Annotated in this window: 12 protein-coding genes and 1 tRNA gene; 4 read left to right on the top strand and 9 right to left on the bottom strand. The window is 47.4% G+C overall.

Annotation, left to right across the window (positions count from 1 at the left end):
• Nucleotide 1: 1 nt before the first annotated feature.
• Both shc and ACZ5PW_RS16975 read right to left on the bottom strand, forming a co-directional pair.
• A complete protein-coding gene (gene shc / locus ACZ5PW_RS16980) occupies nucleotides 2–2,119 on the bottom strand; it encodes a squalene--hopene cyclase (RefSeq protein ID WP_464555852.1) in 2,118 nt (705 codons plus the stop codon).
• A gap of 67 nt (nucleotides 2,120–2,186) precedes the next feature.
• Nucleotides 2,187–2,795, bottom strand: a complete 609-nt coding sequence (locus tag ACZ5PW_RS16975) for a TetR/AcrR family transcriptional regulator (RefSeq protein WP_464555851.1) — start codon at nucleotides 2,793–2,795, stop codon at nucleotides 2,187–2,189.
• A 275-nt stretch (nucleotides 2,796–3,070) separates the two neighbouring features.
• Here ACZ5PW_RS16975 and ACZ5PW_RS16970 point away from each other — a divergent pair.
• Nucleotides 3,071–3,147, top strand: a tRNA-Arg gene (locus ACZ5PW_RS16970).
• Between the two features lie 157 nt (nucleotides 3,148–3,304).
• Nucleotides 3,305–3,733: an ATP-binding protein gene (locus ACZ5PW_RS16965; protein ID WP_464555850.1), complete on the top strand. Its 429-nt coding sequence runs from the start codon at nucleotides 3,305–3,307 to the stop codon at nucleotides 3,731–3,733.
• 6 nt (nucleotides 3,734–3,739) lie between these two features.
• Here ACZ5PW_RS16965 and ACZ5PW_RS16960 read toward each other — a convergent pair whose 3' ends face one another.
• From ACZ5PW_RS16960 to ACZ5PW_RS16945, 4 genes are all read right to left on the bottom strand, one after another.
• On the bottom strand, nucleotides 3,740–4,381 hold the full coding sequence (locus ACZ5PW_RS16960; protein WP_464555848.1) for a substrate-binding periplasmic protein: 642 nt from the start codon (nucleotides 4,379–4,381) through the stop codon (nucleotides 3,740–3,742).
• A 423-nt stretch (nucleotides 4,382–4,804) separates the two neighbouring features.
• Entirely contained in the window at nucleotides 4,805–5,056 is a 252-nt protein-coding gene (locus tag ACZ5PW_RS16955; protein WP_464555847.1) for a hypothetical protein, read from the bottom strand.
• A 182-nt stretch (nucleotides 5,057–5,238) separates the two neighbouring features.
• The gene (locus tag ACZ5PW_RS16950; RefSeq protein ID WP_464555846.1) at nucleotides 5,239–7,380 is read right to left on the bottom strand and encodes an ATP-binding protein; all 2,142 of its coding nucleotides are present in this window, start codon (nucleotides 7,378–7,380) and stop codon (nucleotides 5,239–5,241) included.
• 25 nt (nucleotides 7,381–7,405) lie between these two features.
• Nucleotides 7,406–10,264, bottom strand: coding sequence for a chemotaxis protein CheB (locus tag ACZ5PW_RS16945; RefSeq protein WP_464555845.1), 2,859 nt, complete (start codon nucleotides 10,262–10,264; stop codon nucleotides 7,406–7,408).
• A 548-nt stretch (nucleotides 10,265–10,812) separates the two neighbouring features.
• On the opposite strand from ACZ5PW_RS16945, the gene ACZ5PW_RS16940 reads away from it, so the two are divergent.
• Both ACZ5PW_RS16940 and ACZ5PW_RS16935 read left to right on the top strand, forming a co-directional pair.
• Nucleotides 10,813–13,527, top strand: a complete 2,715-nt coding sequence (locus ACZ5PW_RS16940; protein ID WP_464555843.1) for a PAS domain S-box protein — start codon at nucleotides 10,813–10,815, stop codon at nucleotides 13,525–13,527.
• Nucleotides 13,528–13,531: 4 nt separating this feature from the next.
• A complete protein-coding gene (locus tag ACZ5PW_RS16935; RefSeq protein ID WP_464555841.1) occupies nucleotides 13,532–14,596 on the top strand; it encodes an HD domain-containing phosphohydrolase in 1,065 nt (354 codons plus the stop codon).
• Nucleotides 14,597–14,600: 4 nt separating this feature from the next.
• Here ACZ5PW_RS16935 and ACZ5PW_RS16930 read toward each other — a convergent pair whose 3' ends face one another.
• From ACZ5PW_RS16930 to ACZ5PW_RS16920, 3 genes are all read right to left on the bottom strand, one after another.
• Nucleotides 14,601–15,647, bottom strand: coding sequence for a GGDEF domain-containing protein (locus tag ACZ5PW_RS16930; protein ID WP_464555839.1), 1,047 nt, complete (start codon nucleotides 15,645–15,647; stop codon nucleotides 14,601–14,603).
• 1 nt (nucleotide 15,648) lies between these two features.
• On the bottom strand, nucleotides 15,649–16,791 hold the full coding sequence (locus ACZ5PW_RS16925; protein ID WP_464555838.1) for a cobalamin B12-binding domain-containing protein: 1,143 nt from the start codon (nucleotides 16,789–16,791) through the stop codon (nucleotides 15,649–15,651).
• A 180-nt stretch (nucleotides 16,792–16,971) separates the two neighbouring features.
• Entirely contained in the window at nucleotides 16,972–17,415 is a 444-nt protein-coding gene (locus tag ACZ5PW_RS16920) for a hypothetical protein (RefSeq protein ID WP_464555836.1), read from the bottom strand.
• Nucleotides 17,416–17,755: the final 340 nt, after the last annotated feature.

Here is a 17,755-nt window from a genome sequence, read left to right as displayed (position 1 = left end):
GTTACCACTTCCTTCCGAGATCTATGGGCTTGTCTCTGCGCATCATGATCTGCTTGGTGTCTTCACCGGCGGAGAATCTCTGGTAAACACCCAGTGCCCACATGGGGAAGTACTGGGAGTAACCGTGGTAACGCAGATAGAAAACTCTCGGGAATCCTGTTCCGGTGTAGAGTTTTTCATCCCAGCTGCCGTCTTCCTTCTGGGTGTCGAGCAGGTAGCGCACGCCACGGCTTACCGCTTTGGAATGCACGCGTCCCGCGGCCATGAGTCCAAGCAGTGCCCAAGAAGTCTGTGATGCTGTAGAGTCGCCAAGTCCGGCGTAGTTCCTGTTGTTGTAGCTCAGGCAGGATTCGCCCCAGCCGCCGTCTTTGTTCTGGTGGTTTTCAAACCACTCCACCGCTTTGGTCACGTAGGAGGAGTTCATGTCTTCCCCGGCCTGACGCAGGCCGCAGAGAACGGACCATGTTCCATAAATATAGTTGACTCCCCAGCGTCCGAACCATGAACCGTCGTCTTCCTGTTCCCTTTTGAGGAACTCGATGCCGTCTTTAATGGGACGGAAGCTCTTGTCAAAGCCCATCACGCCCAGAAGTTCGATCACGCGCGCGGTAAGGTCCGAGGTCGGCGGGTCGAGCAGGGCTCCGTGGTCTGCGAAGGGGATGTCATTGAGGTACTCAGCGCAGTTGTCGATATCAAAGGCTGCCCAGCCGCCGTTGGAGGACTGCATCCCTATGAGCCAGTTGACCCCTTTGACAAAATTTTCCCGGTGTTCGGGCTGGTCCAGAACTCCGGCTCTGCACATGGCCATCAGAACCATGGCTGTATCGTCAAGGTCCGGGTAAAAGGTGTTTTCGAACTGGAAAGCCCAGCCGCCGCCTTCAAGTTTCGGTGCTTTGGAGATCCAGTCTCCGCGGAAAAAGATCTGCTGTTCCCAGAGCCATTTGAGTGCCTGCTTCGTGCTCTGGCTGTCCTGGTCTTCTCCTGCTTCCATCATCGCGGAAAGGGTCAGGCAGGTATCCCATACAGGAGAGTTGCAGGGCTGGCACATGGCCTGCTCCATATTCTCCGCGGATCCTGTCTCAGCTGAGATGTCCAGTTCCGGGGCAGCGGAAAGTTCGGCTCCTCCGGTGACAACAGTGTGTTCCCAGGGGGATTTTTCAGGCACGTGAAACTTATCGACCATGAGATCGTCAACCGCCTGGATTCCGCGGGCAAAATCAGGGTCTGATTCATCATATCCGAGCAGGCTGAGCGCCATGACAGCGTTTGCCATTGCCGGAAAAATCGCACCGATGCCGCCCCGGCCCGCCATGTGTTCACGGGTCCAGTTCTCGGCGTATTTCATGGCCTTGTCGTTAATCCTTTTGGGGATCAGGTGCATGAAACGTTTGAGGAAGCGGTCGGTGAAAATGAAAAAGTTCTTACGCCAGCTTTTATCACGCCACTTGTCTATATGAATGTGCTCCTCTGCGGGTTTGCAGAAAAGTTCGGGCACTGCTTCTTCGGGGCGCAGACGGCATACAGGCTGCTTGTTGTACATGATCAGCAGTGGATAAATGACCGAACGGGACCAGTAGGAAACTTTATTCAGGTGAAAAAAGAACCATTCGGGGAGCAGCACGATTTCCACGGGCATTGCCGGAGGGCAGTGCCAGGGAATCTGTCCGAAAGTGGCAAGGCAGATACGGGTGAAGACGTTTGATGTTTCAGCTCCGCCTTTGGCCAGAATCATGCGTCTGGCGCGGACCATGTGCGGTGCTTCCTTGTCATCCCCGAGTATTTTAAGTGCCATGTATGCTTTTACGGATGCGCTGATGTTCATGGGGCCGTCTTCATCATGCAGCGGCCAGCTTCCGTCCGGCATCTGCTTTGCACGGATGTAGTTTCCAAGACGTTCGGCAAGGCCCTTGTCCATTTTGCGGCCGAGGAAGCGGTTGAACATAATGTATTCTGCCGGAATGGTGACATCGGCTTCAAGTGCGAAAACCCAGTATCCGTCCGGGGATTGCAGAGAGCGGAATCTTCTCATAAGCCGGTTGAGGGCATCCTTGGGCTGGAGAAGCGATACGACCTGATTGCGCTTGGTGTTGTTTGCTTTCATGGCGCTTTTTTTGTTCATGGTGAATTCCTTTTATAAAATACGGACATTTTGTCTTTCGCTCGAAAAATCTGATTCTCTATGGCACTCAGCCGATGGCGTCAACCGCAGAGTCGATGACCTGCTTTTTCAGTTTATCCATCGGTCCCCATTCAAAGTTGGGGTAGGTTATCAGCAGGGAGGTGAGTCCATGGGTGGCGGCCAGTACCGAATGTGCGGTTACCAGCACTTCGTCTTCCGGCGTATCACCGGGCAGGCATCTGCGCACGCAGTTGTTGATGCGGTTATACATGGTCCGCCCAAGAGGGTTGTGCTTGAAATGTGAGTCATGGTCGTGCCAGAGGTCGCTTTCCATCATGAATCCGACTCTGTATGCATTGGGATTTTCAAGCCCCATGTCCACCAAAGTATAAAGGATCTGCTTTAATGCCTCCCTCGGAGAAGCGGAAGCATCGAGTATCATGTTGATGTGCTTCAGGAAGTCGCGGTAGGTTTCTTCGGTAAGGCAGAGGAAAAGCTCTTTCTTATCCTTGAAGTGATGGTAGATAGTGGTCGGGGAATAGCCGATGGTATTGGCCAGCTTGCGCATGGAAACCTGAGCGTATCCGTGCTCGGCGAACAGCTTGCGCGCCGCGTCTAGAATAAGCATGCGCAGGGGCTGCTGTGGTGGTTCGAGTGTCTTGCTGCTTGCATTCATAGTAGTGATCTCCACTGCTTAACAGTGTTAAGCTGCGAGCGTTCTGTCATGAATGTATGCCGCTGTCAACCGGATGTTACATTATGAAACAATTTTTATATGGTAAGTCGTTATGTTCGTAGAGGGTTAAAGTTGTTGCCGTCTGTGCTTCGCCTGTCAGCCCGTAGTCTGGCCCGGACAAGAAAATGCTTGCAATCCGTGCCCTAGTTGTATATTAATGCACGCCTCGGAGGGAGAAACGGCATATGTTTCAAATTCCGGGCACCGACATGCGTGGTCCCGTAGCTCAGCTGGATAGAGCAACGGCCTCCTAAGCCGTAGGCCGCAGGTTCGACTCCTGCCGGGATCACCATTCATCAGCATATCAAAGGACTGTTCTGAATTTCAGGGCAGTCCTCTTTTTTTTGGTCTTTTCAGTTCCGGGGCTGCATTTGTTTTCCCAATTACGGATGACAATACTTCAGATCAGGTTCATAATTAACGGGTAGTTGATCTATTTACCCGGAGGGATGGCGGCTGTGAAAAGGTTGGAGCATAGTCTGGAGAAAAAGGCTGTTCTGGGCAATCTGGAAGAGTTGAGAGAGTTTGTACTTCGTAAAGCGAAGCAATCCGGAGTGAGAGGCAATCAGGAACACTGCATCTTTATTGCACTGGACGAACTTTTATCCAATGTCATGAAGTATGCTTATCCCGCCAGTTCTACTGGAACTGTTGAGGTCTGCTGCCAGGAGCGCGATAAATTTTATGTGGAGATCCGTGACCGGGGAGTGCCGTTCAATCCTCTGACAGACGCTCCCGAACCTGATATCAAAGCCAGGGTGGAAGATCGCGGTATCGGCGGGCTCGGCCTGCACATGATCAGGAACATGCTTGATTCTTTGAGTTACAGGTATGAGGACGGGCAGAATATTGTTGGTTTTGATGTCCGCATGAGGTGATAGGATTCAGTCATCGATTGTATAGCGGTATTTTTGCAGTATCCAGTTAATTGTCCCGTTTTTGTGCATCTCTTCTACAACTTCAGAAAACTCATCCAGCCTCGAGGCGTAAGGACTTCTTTTGTTGATCAAAAGATGGAAGGGCATTTTGTCGATTACTACATCTGTCTGGATGATTCGATTCTGTTGTCCTGCTTTTACTATGTCGGGCCAAGCTCCTGCCGGCCACTCGATAACTATATCCCCGCGTCTGTGAGCAAGCATGTTCCATTCCGCTGAACGGGGATGTGCTTCAATCGTTTTGATACCTCTGGCTTTTATCTTTTCGTCATTCCAACCGTTCCCGGCATAGGTGATTACTGCCAGGCCGGCAGCTTTGACATCATCAACACTTTTGATGTCAAAGATTTTATTAAGATCAGGATGATCTGCGTAAGTGAATATGTTCATTTTTTTGATATAAAGCGGCTTCTGATGGGTAAAACAGTATTCAAGCCTTTTTTTTGTGGGAACAGTTATCATTGCATCTGCAATGCCTCTTTCCACATTAAGCTGGCAGCGTTTCCACGGGTATTTGTTCCATTGCAGTTTTATTCCCATTTGGTCATGCAGAGCAGTGGCGGTTATCTCGTAAAATATCCCTGTCATTTTTCCTTCCGCCGTTCTGGAGAAGAAAGGCCAATAATCCGGGTAAGCTATTTTCATGGTATTTTCAGCATGAGCTGCCGTTGCACATAGAAGAAGTGCACAAAGAATAAAAAAGCAGCACGCTGGTTTGAACATTCTTTTGAAATCATGGCAGGTTAATAATCTATTTTTCATAATTAACCGTACCACGAAGGGGAAAATTACAGGAAGTATTTTTTGTAAGAGAAAGAGGAAGAATTATTTTGTTCCGGAAGTATCAGGATATGAAGACTGAATAAATTTCTGCCGAATCGCGAGAACTTTATTGATTAAAAAAGCACTGGAGCCAAAAAATATTTTTTGGCTCCAGTGCTTTTTTCTGACGAGAGGTTCTATTCTGCTTACTGATTACTTATCGGTTACAGCAGTTGGTAATTAGAGAAACTAATCATCCCTGTTTCTCAGGTCGTAACGCCATGTAACCAGAGGGGCGCAGCATCCTTGTCCTTCGAAGAGCTGTTTTTTGGCGTCTTCTCCTTCCTCGGGATGTCCCATCAGAAGGCAGAGGTAGCGGCCTTCATTTTCACTCCAGAAAAGGTCCGGGCATCTTTTGGTATAGCCGTATTTTCTGTGCGAAACCTCACACGGGTCTGAAAGACAACACCATCCGCATCCTACGCATGGTTTACCGCTCATGAAGCATGCCGCCCAAGCAGACAGCACGCATAGTCTTGAAAGCACGGGCAGTCAAATCCCGTACATGAAAGATAATCATTATCCTGAATCCTGTTTAGGTTTGAGCTCTATTGCAATCCTGTTCCAGTTGATGGGGCAGGCTACCTTTGCAGCAGCATGATTGCAAGGAGCATACAGACCTTTTAGGCAAACAGTGTGTTCAACTGGTCCTGCAGTTCTTTAAGGGAAACTGGTTTGGAGACATAGCCGTTCATGCCCGCATCAATGAACTGTTCTCTATCTCCGCTCATGGCGTAGGCGGTGAGGGCTACTATGGGGATATTGCTGTTTTTCTCCCCGGCCTCCCCTTCTCTGATGGCGGCGGTAGCTTTGACTCCATCCATCACGGGCATACGGATATCCATGAGTACACACTGGAAATCTCCGCGTGAAAGGGCTTCAATCCCTTTCTGGCCGTCAACAGCAGATTCATATTCATAACCCATTTTTCTGAGCAGGGTTTCAAGCAGAAAGCGGTTTGTATCGTCATCTTCCACAATAAGAATTCTGCGTCCTTTTTTGGGGGTTTTATCGAAAAGGACTTTGCCGGTTTCTTTGGAAGTGGCTTTTTCTGCTATGGCGAAGGGAATTTCCAGTCTGAATTCGGTCCCTTTCCCGGTGTTTAACGCCCCAATGTCTCCGCCCATGACCTTTACCAGCTTGTAGCAGATGTGCAGGCCTAGTCCGGTTCCCTCATATTGGCGGGTATGTCCTTTTTCAAGCTGGGTGAAGGGCTGAAAAATCCTTTTCAGATCCGCCTCGTTGATGCCTATCCCGGTATCTGTAATTGAGAAAAGCAGTCTTGCGGTGTCGAAGTTGATTTCCTCAGCCAGTGAAACTTTGATCTCTATCTGTCCGTGCTCAGTAAACTTGACCGCATTTCCGGTGATGTTGTTGAGTATCTGCCGTACACGTTTGGGGTCTCCGGTAAGGTTTTCGGGAACTTTGGTGTCGAGCAGCATTCTGAGCTGGATGCCTTTCTTGGTGGCTGAGGGTTTGAAAAGCTCAACAACGGATTCAAGCAGTTCCCTGATGCTGAACGGTTCACAGGCAATGTTAATTTTACCTGCCTCGATCTTTGAAAGGTTGAGTATTTCAGTCAGAAGTTCGTTGAGCCTCCATCCTGATTCGAGGGCCAGTTTGGTGTAGCGGTTGTGCAGCGGATCTTCCACTTCAGCCTCAAGCACCTGCAGAATGCCGAGCACTCCGCCAAGGGGAGTGCGTATCTCATGGCTCATGTTGGCCAGAAATTCGGATTTGGCCAGGTTTGCTTTTTCCGCATCCTTTTTGGCTTTGAGAATTTCTTCTTCATAACGGCTGCGTAAAACCGCCACTGCAAATATGTTGGCCAGCCTTCTAATGTTGATGAGGTCTTCTTCCTCGTATGGCTTGATGGGATTGGCCAATGCTATTTGGCCCAGCAGTTCTCCCTGATACAGGGCCGGGGCCGATAAAAAGGCTTTTATGTCGATGTGCCCTTCCGGTGTCCCGGTGGAGCGCTGGTCGGTGAGCGGCGAGTTGGTTAAAATTTCTTTTTTGTTCTCAAGCACCCAGCCGAAAAGGCCGCACCGTTCTTTAAAAACAATACTTTTGTCGGGGATCTGGCAATCTTCCCATACATCCCGGGTCATTGTGTGGCAGATAAGATAGCCGGTATGCGGATCAACGGTTCCGACATAGCCGTAACTGCTTCCGGTCAGGGATTTGGCCCTGATGAGAATTTCCTTGGCGACCGAATCTATGTCACCTGCGGAAATGAGCATTTCACCCAGCTCGGCGAATGTGGTTTGAATTTCCTGCCTCCTGATGCCTTCAGTAATATCGGTTACCGAGACAAGACAGGATCTGCTATTGCTTTTAGCGGGAACCCGCAGGTTCATTTTGCATATTAAGTCTGTGAGCTCGCTGGTTTTGAGGTTTACCTGCACGGTGCTGCTTTCACCTCGGAAGGCTTTTTTCAGGGAGTTGAAAAAAGGAGTATGTGATTTGCTGTCAATCAGGGCACTCATGGGTTTCTGGATGAGCCTTTCAACTTCCCTGTTAATCAGGTTCGCGAAAGTGGAGTTCACGTTCTGGATAACCCCGTTCTCATCCAGATTGAGCAGTCCAACCGGCGAGAAATTGTACAGGTCCTGATATTCGGAAAGAACGCTTTCGAGCTTTTCCTGGGACTCCTGCATTGCAGCGTTCTGGGCTTTGAGTTCTTCCTGATGTATACGCAGGTTTTCTATTGTTGAAAGTTCTTCCCTGCAGCTAGATTCGCTCTTTTCCATGTTGTCTTTCATTATTACTCCGAAATGGGGAAACTTACTATCTGTCACTTGAGGAAACGTCTTCAATTTTAAATACGACACCGTCCACTTCGTTGTTCTCATCGAACATGGGACATCCGGAAATGCTGAGGGTGCGGGTCTCTCCGTTGCGGGTAATTTTGTGTGAGAATCCGCCCATGCATTGGCCTGTTTTCAGTATTATACTGAAAGGAAGTTCATTTGAGGGAATGGGAGTCCCTTCAAGGTCCGATATCTCGAAGTCTGGGTCATCGAAGCTGACTTCACCGTCTTTATTATCTACAAGACCCAGAAGTTTTCGGGCTGTTGTGTTGGCAAAGGTTATATTGCCTTCCTTGTTCACAACTGTAGTTGCCACCGGGCTGTTCTCAAGCACTTTCATGAAAAGATCATGTTCTCTTTTCAGGGCTTCTTCCGCCATTTTAGGACGGCTTATATCAATTAAGACAACCAGCACTCCCTTGCTGCTCGTCTCCTTGCCGAAATAGGGTATCAGGCTGACTTCGTACCAGTTGCCGTCATTGTCCTGAGCTTCGGTTATTATTTCCTTGTTGCGGGTAAGTACTGTCCGCAGGTCATCTGTAAGGTTAGGCAGATCTATGGTGTAGCTCAAGTCTTCCATCGGACGGTCAATGTCGGAGCTGATGATCTTGAAGACCTTTGTCGCCGCATCTGTGTACCTTCTGATGCGAAGTTCACGGTCCAGAAAAATTACACCAACATGGGTGGCGGACATCAGGTTGTCCATATCTTCGTTAAGCTCCATAAGCTCATGGATTTTGGACTGATATTCCGCGTTGACCGTAATCAGCTCCTCGTTGACAGACTGGAGTTCCTCGTTGGTGGACTGAAGCTCTTCGTTCGCTGCGAGTAGTTCCTCGTTGGTGGCCTGAAGTTCTTCATTGGAAGTTTCAAGTTCCTCAATGGTGGCCTGAAGGCTTTCTTTGGTGTACTGGAGTTCTCTTTCCAGGTCGGCTATACGGTTTTTAATTCCGGTTTCTATGTCGAAATCGTTCATTTCAACTGAAGAACTTTCCGGTTTTTCAAAGGTGATAGCAAAGTGTTTCCGGTTGGGGGCGGTGCGAAGGGTCCGGACAGTTACCTGAATGAATGTCACATCGTTATCTTCGCGAAACGGAAGCCTTGAGGTCTTGTGCTCTTCATCCCCGTTTATGACCGGTTGCAGCAGCGAGCCGAGCGGGAGCGAGAGGTTGCCCCGGGCCATTTTGAGGATATCGAGGTCGGGCTTGCCCGCTTTCATCTGCAGGAATCTGTCCACGTCACCGAAAAGATGGTGGATATGCCGTTCGCTGTCTACAAGTACTGTGGGCGGCATGCACGCTTCCATCAACTGGGTGAGAAAAAGGTCCTGCTCGTTGTTGTAGAGTCCCTTTGAGCCTAAAACAATCTCAGGATAATTGGCCCCGATTTTGGGTTCCCTTTCAAAATGCGCCTGAAGGGGAATCTTTGACTCTTTACCTGTGAAACGGTGAATCTTCCAGCTTGCCGAAAAGACAGTGAAAGAACCGGCGAATTCCCCCACAGATTCACTTGAGCCCAGAAAAAGGAAGCCGTCCTTGTTCAGGGAGAAGTGAAAGTTGCTGAGCACTTTTTTCTGCAGCACACTTTGCAGATAAATGAGCAGGTTGCGGCAGGTGATCAGGTCGATTCTTGGAAAGGGCGGATCTTTAATTATATTATGATAGGCGAAAACGATCTGTTTTCTTATGCGCGGCTGTATCTGGTAGCCGTCCCCTTTCTTGAAAAAATATTTACCGAGGCGGTCAAAAGACGCATCCGCCGCTATGGAAAGAGGGTAAATGCCCTGAGCAGCGACATCCAGTGAACCTCGGTCAATGTCTGTAGCGAAAATCTTGATGTCCGGTCTTAGACCGATGGACTCGAAATATTCATCGAAAATTATGGCGATTGAGTATGCTTCTTCTCCGGTGGAGCAGCCCGCGACCCATACCCTTATCTGATCGTTGACTCCCTTGTGGTTCATTATCAGCGGAAGGACTTTCTCTTTGAGTGTTTTATATGCTCCGGGATCGCGAAAAAATCTTGTTACCCCTATGAGGAATTCCCGGTGAAGGGTTTCGATTTCCTGCGGATTGTTTTCAATATAGCGCAGGTATTCTTCGGCACTTGAGCATTTACAGATGTTTATGCGCCGCTCAATCCGGCGGGTGATTGTGTTTTCCTTGTAGTAGGAGAAGTCCAGTCCTGTTTTGATTTTTACCAGTGAGAGAATTTTGGAAAGGACTTTGGACGATGAAACAATCTGTGTTTCAGCAGAGGGACTCAGCAGAAGTCCCTTGCCGATGGATGAGAGATCCCTGGCCATTTCCATCGGGGTGAGTACAGCATCGCAAAGACCTGTGGCTATGGCGCTTCTTGGCATGCCGTCAAAAGCGGCGGAGTCTTCGGTCTGGGCTATGACAAGTCCGCCATGCTCCTTGATGGCCCGTACCCCTCTTGTCCCGTCCGTACCAGTCCCGGAAAGAATTATCCCGACAGCCTTGTCCCTGAACTCCTCGGCAAGGGAAGTTAAAAACATATCTATCGGCAGGTTGAGGTCCGGTTCCGGCGGGGTGAGAAAAAGTTTGTTATTGAAAACGGAAACATTGTTTTTAGGCGGCAGTAAATATACCCGTCCGGGGACAATCGTTGTCCCGTCTTCTATGTGTCCCACTTCAAGTGAAGTGTGTCGCGAAAGAAGCTCCGGCATGAGGCTTTTGTAGTCCGGTGACAGGTGCTGGACCACGACAAAAGCATAGCCTTCCACTTTACCGAGATTGCTGAAAAAATCCTGAAGAGCCTCAAGCCCCCCCGCTGAAGCTCCTATGCCTACTACGCAAAATTCTTTATTGGACACTGTCTGCCTTCTCCATCAAAATTGTAATAAATATGCACCGTCAGGCGGAGCTATATCAGTTTATATGCGTTTAATTTATGATATGGCAATAATTGTTTTACGGTTTACAGTGTCGCGTTCCTGAACTTAACTTCAAGTATATTAGGAGTTTATTTCTCTTAACATGCTGTGATGTAAGAATATTTAAAATCTATGAATTCGATGGGCGCAACAATACCCGCTTAAGATGAGCAACTGTTTAGACCGTTGCCGAGCTAATATATTATCGGAGTATTTACACGAAAGGAGAGCGTTGTCCATGCTTAGCTGAATATGCATGTTACATTCATGTCACATGTAAATAGATATAATTTTATTTTACCTGATCCTTTATTACATGTAGGATGCGCACAATTGCGGTTTGAGTTTTCATTTGCCTGCATAACCTGATATGAATTTGAATTTCACATAATATAATTATCATTCAAGTCTCGCATTAGGATTGGGATAGTTGAAAGTAGTTGCGTTTTTTTCATGGGCTTTTTATCTTTCAGGATTTTTTGATAGCGATGAAGTATGACGATTTGAGTAAACAGGAGCTGATTGAAAGGATTGAAGCTCTTGAGAGTAAGGAAAAGGGATTTCGGGTTCTTCCCGAAGATTATGATGATGTTCTGCAGGATTTGTCCCTGCACAGGGAAGAACTGCGTGTCCAGAACGAAGAGCTGAAGATCGCGCAGCAGGATCTTGAGCGGACCAGAAGAAAGTATCTTGACCTTTTTGACTACGCCCCCGTGGGCTACATCACTCTTTCCCGGCAGGGGGTTATACTCGAATCCAACCAGACCTTTGCCCGCATGATAGGTGTCGATAAAAAAGCTGCCGTAAATAAGCCTGTCATGATCTACCTTACCAAAGATTTCATGTCCTATCCTGCAATGCTGCCCGAGTGGGTTGAAAAATCAGGCAGTGCCAGCAAGATAGTGAAACTCCAGCCAAGAGAAAGCGGCCCGATCTGGGTGCAGCTTATCGCGACCCGGAGCACAACGGAAAAAAGGGAAACCTATAACGTTGCCGTTCAGGATATCTCCCGTCTGGTGGAGGCCGAGGAACGCCTTGAAGACGCATACACTTCCATGCAGCTGGTTCTGGACAATATTCCATCTATTGTTGGTATTGTTAACGAAAGCGGGCACATTGAACTGGTTAATAACGCCTGGCGGAGCTTTGTAAACAGGAATTTTCCCCGAATTGATAAATCCGGCATAGGCTATGAAATTTATGACTTTTTCAAGGCCGGTTTCGCAAAAGAAGTTACTAAAAATAAGAATGCCCTCGCTGAGCTTTATGAAATGCTTGAAGGCAAGAATGGAACTTTTGACTTCGAGTGTCCATTTTACGCTGAAGGTAAAAAACGCTGGTTTCAGATGCGGGCCGGACGTTATCTGTGCAAGGAAGGCCCGAAGGTGGTTATCACCTTTGATGATATCAGTGAGGTCAAGAATTCACAGGTGAAAATCCGCAAGGAGCGTGACAGGTTTGATGAAATCCTTTCCGCGCTTAATACCGGGTTGAGAATTATCAAACCGGATATGTCTATCGGCTGGGTCAACGCCAAAACCCGGGAAATGTTTCCGGGACCTGATCTGATAGGAAAGCAGTGCCATGAAATTTTCGGAGGCAAGACCTCATTTTGTAATGATTGTGCCACAAAGCGCAGTTTTGAGCAGGGCTGTTCTTCGACCACAGAACATTTTCACTATAGCCATAAAAAATGGTTTTCTGTTTATACTGTCCCTATTGTAGATGACAAGGGCAAGGTTGTCCGGGTTCTTGAAAGTATTACAGATGTATCCAGGCAGAAAGAAACAGAACAGCACCTGAAGCAGAGTGAGTACAGGTATCGCTCTCTGTTCAGGGATAATTCGGTGATTATGTTTCTGGTCAATCCTGTTGACGGGAAACTTATTGATGTCAATAAGGCCGCTGAGCATTTCTATGGCTGGTCACGGGCACAGATGCAGGAAAAGTCCGTCTATGACATAAACACCATGACTCGGGAAGAACTGGAAGCCGAGATCACGAAAAACCTTCGCCTTGATAAGAAAACCTTTCATTTCAAGCATCGCACGGCCAGCGGAGAAATCAAGCAGGTTGAAGTCCATAGCGGCCCGATAATGGTGGACGGGCGCAAGATCATTCATTCTACTATCATTGATGTGACAGACAGAAAGCGGAATGAACTTGAGTTGCTGAGGCTTCGCAGGTCTGTTGAAAACAGTTTTGCTTCAATTGTCATTACAGATCTGGGCGGCAATATCGTTTATGTTAACCCGGCTTTTTCCAAAATCACTGGATATTCAATAGAGGAATCAATCGGCAAAAATACCCGTGTACTTAAATCCGGGGTCCATTCCGATGATTTTTACAGGGATATGTGGAGAACCATTATCAAAGGTAAAACATGGAGAGGGGAAATCTGCAACCGCAAGAAAGACGGCTCCCTTTTCTGGGAACAGGCCACCATTTCCCCGGTAACCGATAAGAAAGGAAGAACTACAAATTACGTTGCCGTAAAAGATGATATTACTGAGCGCAAAGAGCTGGAACGTCTCAAGGAAGACGTTGAAAGGGTGATGCACCACGACCTCAAGAATCCGCTGAATGGAATAATAGGCTTGCCTGAGATTCTCAAACTGGACGCAGACCTCAGTCCCAGCCATTTGCAGATTGTTGATATGATTGAGAAGTCCGGGCACAGAATGCTGCGTATGATTGACTCATCTTTGAATATTTTCAAGATGGAGAATAAAACCTACAATTATTCTCCAAGGATTATAGATATTAATTCAGTATTCCGAGAAATTCTTGACGAGGTACAATCGAAATGTTCAGCGAAAAGCCTTGAAGTGGTTTTCAAGGGTAACACTTCCGGGTCTTTTGATGTACTGGCTGAGTATGACCTCCTTTATGGCATGCTTTCCAATATTGTGATAAATTCCATTGAAGCCTCTCCGATGGGAGAAAACGTTGTTGTGGACCTGCCGCTCCGTCCTGACAATGTATTGAAGATTATAAACAAGGGAGCGGTTCCGCTGGAAGTCCGCGCTGATTTTTTTGAAAAGTATAAAACCCATGGCAAAAAAAGCGGGACCGGAATCGGTACTTATTCAAGCAAACTTATTGCCGATACCATGGGATTCAGTTTGAAAATGAACACTTCAGATGAAGAAGATATGACAGTTATTGAAATCGGTATTGTGTATCCGGATATCATAAGGTGATGAAATGGTAGAACGCAAAAAGAGAATTCTTGTTGTCGATGATGAACCTCACAACAGAGCTCTGCTTACCATGTCTCTTGAAAAACTGGGATATGAGGTTATAGAAGCGGAGAACGCCCTGAAGGCTTTTTCTGTGCTTGACCGCAGTTTCGATCTGGTCCTGGCAGATGTGATGATGCCTGAAGTCAACGGGTTCGAGATGGTCAGGAGGATCAGGGAGAATGAGGAAACTTCGGATCTTCCTGTGATAATGGTTACGACCCTGTCCGAGAAGCAGGACCGCATTACCGCACTTGAAGCAGGGGCTAACGACTTTGTCAGCAAACCGGTGGATCTGATTGAACTGAAAGTCCGGGTCAAGTCGCTTCTCAGACAGAAAGAGCAGCAGGATGAAATAAAGAATTTCCAGTCCGAACTCCACAGGATGGTCGAGGACCGCACCGAGAAATTGAAGATAGCGCTTGATGAGCTGGACCATGCTCACAGGGAGTCAGTGCTCCATTTATGCAACGCAGCTGAATACAAGGACGAGGATACTGCAGCGCATATTCTCAGGATGAGCAACTACGCTGCTCTCATAGCACGCGAAATCAAAATGAGTAAAAAACAGGTGGACCTGATCCGCATCTGCAGCCCGATGCATGATGTGGGAAAGATAGGTATACCAGACAGTATTCTTCTCAAGCCGGGGCCTCTGGACGCGGTTGAATGGGAAACAATGAAAAGTCATCCACTAATAGGAGCGAATATTCTTGGCGGAGGCCATTCCGAATATGTGAAAATGGGGGCGCTGATAGCTGAGTTCCATCATGAGAAATGGGATGGTTCAGGTTATCCTCATGGATTGAGTGGCAAGGATATTCCCCTGCCCGGAAGAATTTGCGCTGTTGCTGATGTTTTTGATGCTCTGACGAGCAAGAGGCCTTATAAAGAAGCCTTTCCACTTGAAGTGGCCCTTCCAATTATGAAAGAGGGGAGAGGAACCCATTTTGACCCGGAGCTTCTTGATACTTTTCTGGATAATCTTGATGAGGTGTTGAAAATCAAGGAAACTTATTCGGATGATTGATTCCTCAGGCTGCAGGATATGATGTTTCGCGGGCGTGACAGAAGTATCTGTTGCGCCCGTTGTTTTTGGCCTGGTAAAGTGCTGAATCAGCTCTCTTCATAAATATATCCACATCTTCAACGGGGATGAATTCAGCTATTCCAGAGCTTACAGTTATTCTGATTTCCTTTCCTTCTGTCCTTATGGATAGTTTTTCCACATCTCTGCGGAGTCTTTCCGCGGTGATAGCCGCAGATTCCGTGTCCGCGTTTATGAGCAGGGCCGCGAACTCCTCGCCGCCCAGCCTGAAAAAACAGTCACTGTTGCGCAGGGTGGATTCACAGCATGAAGAGAAATCCTGCAGGACTTTATCTCCCGCACTGTGCCCGTATGTGTCATTTACCTTTTTGAAATGATCAATATCAAGCATGATCAGGCTTAAAGGCTGGCCATAGCGGGCACTTCTTTCCATTTCATCGGAAATTCTTTCTATAAACATCCTGCGGTTTCCCGCCCCAGTCAACGGATCTGTAAAGCTCAGTTTCTCAATTTTATTATAAGCTTTCTCCAGTTCGCGGTGTTTGATTGCCAGTTCCCTTTGCATGGAGCTCATTTCATTATTGAGCTGCATGTAGTCGGTTAATATCTGCTGCAGATCAGGGCCGCCCTCCTTAAGAAGCATTGAATGTTTATTTCGTATCGCCAGTAATTCCTTTTGCTGTTTTTCAAAAAAGTCGATCATTCCGGTGTGGAAGACAAGCAATTCCTCAGAAAGCTGCAAAGCCGCTATCTGGGCCATGTTGTCCTCAAGCCTTCCGATAAAAGAAAAATGATGGCGTGTTGATTTGCTAAAAACACTCAGGCCGGGGATAACGCTTATTCCTTCCTTGAAAATACTGTTGATGAACTGAACAAATTTAATATTATCTTCCGCAGCAAGGATCTTGCCGAAGCTAGCCCTTGGCTGCAGTTCTGACAAAAAGCATCCCGGGTCCTTAATTACTTCATACAGCAGGCCTTCATGGGTGCAGTTGAAGATGAAGTAGGGGGCAGCCCGGAAATTAATCGTCATGTCAGCATGTTCCGATAAGGTTTGAGGCTGTGTCCACTGCGGAACTCGCATTATCAGAGTAGCCGTCAGCTCCTACGGTTTCAGCAAGACCCGGGTTCAGATTGAAAGCAAGTCCGCCTACCATAACTTGAGGAGCCGGGTATGACTTGATCTCCTTTATACGGCTGATAAGTTCACGGGTTTGGGGAACACCGAAGTACATGGAAGCTGAAAGGCATATAATATCGGGTTTTTCCGCCTCAATGGTGTCAATCAGACACTCCGAAGGTGTGACAGCGCCAAGAAAATAAGTATTCCAACCTGCGAACTCAAAGAAATCACTGACCATACGCATGCCGAGTTCATGCAATTCACTGCCAAGGCAGCAGCCGAGCATTTTGAGTGAATTTTTCTCTGAGTCAAGGCAGAGCGGGAAAAGCATGGCCATGAGCATCTGTGTGGCAGCTGTACAGTAATGTTCAACAGCAACGCTTATTTCATTGTTCTGCCATTTGCGCCCTATTTTATACATCGCGGGCTGCAGGACACCGAGGTAAATCTTTTCCAGTGAAAGGCCTGAACGGGATTCTTTTTGGATAAGATCAATGGCTTCGGCTCGTTTGCTCTGTAATAGAAGGTCGACATATCTAGAGGATAAAGCATCAAGTTTGAAAGCTGAGGGGTCCTCATGGTTATCATCTATGTCAGAAGCTATTATTTCAAAATAAGAATGGTCAGATCTGCTTATTTCCATCATTCCAGTATAGTTATCCAACAGCCATTCATAAAATGGGACTGTCCTGTAATAATCCTCCGTTGAAAGTTCCTGCCGGAGGAGCAGACGAGACTCGGGGAGCATCTTCTGCCAATAATCGGAGTGGAAGCCGTGGTTGGAGTAGGTTCTGAATATCCATTGAAAGATTTCTACGAATGACTGAGGGTCGTACAGGTCGAGGAAAGATTGGATGTAGCGAAAGTGGCGGACGGCACAATTTTCAAGGCGCACTGAGTTCTCGGAACCGACCAGTTCAACGATACTGTCTTCGCCAAGGCGTGACAGCAGGTTGTGCGCAAGGTATTCGCATTTGCCCTGAAGAGCGTTGCCGTTGGAAGAAGGCAGGCAAGGTATTTGTCTTGCTGAACTGATAAGACTGTCTTTGATCATCGGTAAGCCTTGATTGTTTCTTGGTGTTCAAAAATTTAATTCTCAATTGAGGGAAGTTGGAATCTGACCCTATGTTATATGGTTAGCATAAAGTGTGATATTTTGTAAAAAGATTATAGGTGAAAGAACGAGCAATAATATAGATACTTATTGCTTGTTCTTAAAAATTGACCATATACCCTAAATAATACAAAAACCAGTTGACGCACCCGTGACATTTCCATAGAACGTCTTTCCTCGGCTGACGAAGCCGGGGAAGTTGATGCGCTTACGCGCTTTTTTGGATGATTTGATTTCGCCTCCGGCGGCCAAAGGGACTAAGCCCCTTTGGAATCCCTGAGGGTTTAGTTCTAAGTAACTTGGAAGTTGCGGCAGTGATCTTGAAAAGAGAACGGCAGCGGGCAGTTCGAGAGCAGGATGCAAATCAAACATAAAAAACTTTGCAAAAAGTTGTTGACTTTCCGGGGCGGTTAACTTAGTTTCCGTCTCCGCGCTGAGCGAAGGTAAGGCGCTAAGATCATTGAAAATTTTATTCAGCGAGAACAAAAGAAAATGATTGACTTCGAGAGCGGCACCGCTTAGGTTTCGCCTCCGCATGAAGCGAGAGCAACATGCAGCAATCATTGAAAGTTTGAGACCAAAACTACAGCGGCAACGTATCCATATAAATAGCGCCGATTTCGGAGAGCGGGTATTCTGAACGAAACCCACCGAATGGACGCGTGGCAGAGCGAAGCCTACTAAAAAGTTTTGGGATTCTTAAACCTTTTTTAAAAGGTTTAAGGCCCCCGGCAGGGTCCTCGAGGAACCGTCGGAGACAGCGCGAAAGCGCAGCAAACTTTCTTAAAAAAGTGATTGACAAGCAGCGGGTGATTCTCTAGATTGCCCAACGCACCGAGGGAAAGGCCGGATGAGCCACGAAGTCCTCGGGATCATTGAAAAACAAATTTCAGAAAGTAGTTGA

This window comes from Maridesulfovibrio salinus, from assembly GCF_055394525.1.
The sequence above is the reverse complement of the archived record's forward strand: the minus strand, read 5'-3'. Positions and strand labels throughout refer to the sequence as shown.

What these genes read in the sequence shown, in the direction of transcription:
- ACZ5PW_RS16955 (WP_464555847.1), bottom strand. Translation starts at nt 5,056, where the DNA reads ATGAGCGGTAAACCATGCGTAGGATGCGGATGGTGTTGTCTTTCAGAC.
- ACZ5PW_RS16925 (WP_464555838.1), bottom strand. Translation starts at nt 16,791, where the DNA reads ATGATCAAAGACAGTCTTATCAGTTCAGCAAGACAAATACCTTGCCTG.
- shc (WP_464555852.1), bottom strand. Translation starts at nt 2,119, where the DNA reads ATGAACAAAAAAAGCGCCATGAAAGCAAACAACACCAAGCGCAATCAG.
- ACZ5PW_RS16940 (WP_464555843.1), top strand. Translation starts at nt 10,813, where the DNA reads ATGAAGTATGACGATTTGAGTAAACAGGAGCTGATTGAAAGGATTGAA.
- ACZ5PW_RS16930 (WP_464555839.1), bottom strand. Translation starts at nt 15,647, where the DNA reads ATGACGATTAATTTCCGGGCTGCCCCCTACTTCATCTTCAACTGCACC.
- ACZ5PW_RS16950 (WP_464555846.1), bottom strand. Translation starts at nt 7,380, where the DNA reads ATGAAAGACAACATGGAAAAGAGCGAATCTAGCTGCAGGGAAGAACTT.
- ACZ5PW_RS16975 (WP_464555851.1), bottom strand. Translation starts at nt 2,795, where the DNA reads ATGAATGCAAGCAGCAAGACACTCGAACCACCACAGCAGCCCCTGCGC.
- ACZ5PW_RS16960 (WP_464555848.1), bottom strand. Translation starts at nt 4,381, where the DNA reads ATGACAGGGATATTTTACGAGATAACCGCCACTGCTCTGCATGACCAA.
- ACZ5PW_RS16965 (WP_464555850.1), top strand. Translation starts at nt 3,305, where the DNA reads ATGGCGGCTGTGAAAAGGTTGGAGCATAGTCTGGAGAAAAAGGCTGTT.
- ACZ5PW_RS16920 (WP_464555836.1), bottom strand. Translation starts at nt 17,415, where the DNA reads ATGATTGCTGCATGTTGCTCTCGCTTCATGCGGAGGCGAAACCTAAGC.
- ACZ5PW_RS16935 (WP_464555841.1), top strand. Translation starts at nt 13,532, where the DNA reads ATGGTAGAACGCAAAAAGAGAATTCTTGTTGTCGATGATGAACCTCAC.